The organism is Kitasatospora sp. NPDC059571, from assembly GCF_042735675.1.
GTDB lineage: Bacteria > Actinomycetota > Actinomycetes > Streptomycetales > Streptomycetaceae > Kitasatospora.
Window position 1 is genome coordinate 7079 of record NZ_JBHWBW010000140.1, and the last position, 1897, is coordinate 8975.

General features: G+C 78.3%; 2 protein-coding genes. One reads left to right on the forward strand and one right to left on the reverse strand.

Going from position 1 to position 1897, the window contains the following annotated elements; translation table 11 throughout:
• Window positions 1-363 precede the first annotated feature (363 nt).
• The gene (gene ligD / locus ACFV0G_RS17855; RefSeq protein ID WP_380547990.1) at window positions 364-1290 is read right to left on the reverse strand and encodes a non-homologous end-joining DNA ligase; all 927 of its coding nucleotides are present in this window, start codon (window positions 1288-1290) and stop codon (window positions 364-366) included.
• 124 nt (window positions 1291-1414) lie between these two features.
• Here ligD and ACFV0G_RS17860 point away from each other — a divergent pair, with 124 nt between their 5' ends.
• The gene (locus tag ACFV0G_RS17860) at window positions 1415-1741 is read left to right on the forward strand and encodes a hypothetical protein (RefSeq protein WP_380547993.1); all 327 of its coding nucleotides are present in this window, start codon (window positions 1415-1417) and stop codon (window positions 1739-1741) included.
• Window positions 1742-1897 lie beyond the last annotated feature (156 nt).

Sequence of the window (1897 nt, forward strand, 5' to 3'; positions counted from 1 at the left end):
CGCCCCGCTGGGCAGTGCTCTTGTCGGAACGCCAACCCAAAATTCGTGGGGGGTGGGCGGGGGGGGGGGGGCGGGGGGGGGGGGCCCGCGCGCCCCCCCCCGCCGCCCCGCGCCCCGGCGCGGCGCCCGCCCGCCTCGGGTGTTCCCGGAGGCTTTCGGCGGGCGGATCGAGGCTGCTCCCCGGGATGCGATCGGCGGGAAGCGCCGCTTCTGGGAGTGCATTTGACGCTATGTCGACACAAGGGCGCCGGGCGCTGCACGGCTGCCGTGGCGGGCAGGCCGGCCGCTCGGTGCAGGTGCTCGCGCGGCGGTGGGCGCGGCACGGCGGAGGGCGGCGCCGGCTCCGCGGCCGCGGCTCGGACGTCACTCCGGCGCCTCGCGTACCACGTCCTCGGGCCGTTTGTCGGTGCGCAGGCCCTGGTAGCGCGGCGCGCGCAGCCGGCCGTCGCGGGTCCACTGGGTGAACGCCACCCGGGCGACCAGCCGCGGCTCGACCCAGTGCGCGCCCCGTTCGGCGGCCGGCGGGTCGGTGAACGGCGGGTCGGGCCGGTGCAGGCCGGCCAGCTGTCCGCTCAGCCGGGCCAGTTCCCGGGCGTCGAAGCCGGTGCCGACCTTGCCCGCGTAACGCAGCCCGTCCGCGGCGTAGTGGCCGACCAGCAGCGCGCCGAAGCCGCTGCGCCAGCCGCGCGGGTCCGTCCAGCCGCCGATCACCAGCTCCTGCCCGGCGGTGCACGGCAGTTTCAGCCAGTCCGGCGAGCGGCGCGGCACGTACCGGCTGTCCGCCCGCTTGGCGACCAGGCCCTCCCAGCCGCGGGCGCACGCCGCGTCGAGCGGCACCGGGCCGTCGGCCGCGACGTGCTCGGTGAAGTACAGCGGGTCGGCGAAGTCCAGCGACTCGCGCAGCAGCTCCTTGCGGTCCAGCAGCGCCAGGCCGGTGGTGTCGTGCCCCATCAGCGCCGGCAGGTCGAACAGGAAGTACGACACCCGCACCCCGGTGGCCTCCGCCCGGCGCGGGTCGGTCAGCTGCATCCGCTGCTGGAGCCGGGCGAAGCTGGTGGCGCCGTGCTCGTCCAGGGCGACGATCTCGCCGTCCACCGTGAACCGCGGTACCGGCTGCGCGCCGAGCGCCGCCACCAGCTCCGGGTAGCCGCCGTCGATCCGCCGCCCGGTGCGCGAGTACAGCCGCACCGCGTCGCCGTCGCGTTCGGCGACCGCCCGGACGCCGTCCAGTTTGCGCTCCAGCACCCAGCCGGCATCGAAGACGCGGCGCTCGGTCGTCGCCGCGAGCATCGGACGAATCTGCACGTCGGGGGGTACCCGGCGGCGGCCGGGGCCAAAACGCGGGCGGCCGTCCTGCCGCCGGGATGGCCCCGTGCGACAGTGGGAGGCGGGGCCCGTCGGAAGGAGCACGCAGATGGAACCGACTCCCGCCGCCCGCCCGGCCGCCTCGCCCGCACCGGGGCAGGCACCCGGGCAGGCCTCGGCGCCGGCCGCACAGGGCACCGCGAAGCGGCCCGGCCGGGTGACCAGGACGCGCGCCTGGCTCGACCGCATGTCGATGTCGGCCGTGGTGTTCTGGGTGGCCCTGTCGATGGGCCTGCTCCTGGTCGTCGTGCAGACCTCGTCCAACTGGATGCTGGCGTTCTGCTCGGCGGTGTGGGCGATCACCGCGGTCGTCCTGGTCGGCCGCTTCGACGGCCAGCACGCCGGGGCCCGGCGGCGGAGCCCGGCGACACCCTGACCCCGGTCCGAACGGCTGCGCCCCGGCCTAGCCCCGAACGACCGGCTGGCCGGCCCGCGCCCCGCGGGGGCGCGGGGCGGCCGCCGCGCGGCCGCGCCCGGCGGGCGGGGCGGGCGGCCGGGGCGCCCCGGGCGGGGGGGGCGGGCGCGGCGCGGG

Bases quoted from the DNA above. Each gene is read 5' to 3' on its own strand.
- ligD (WP_380547990.1), bottom strand. From the start codon at position 1,290: ATGCTCGCGGCGACGACCGAGCGCCGCGTCTTCGATGCCGGCTGGGTG.
- ACFV0G_RS17860 (WP_380547993.1), top strand. From the start codon at position 1,415: ATGGAACCGACTCCCGCCGCCCGCCCGGCCGCCTCGCCCGCACCGGGG.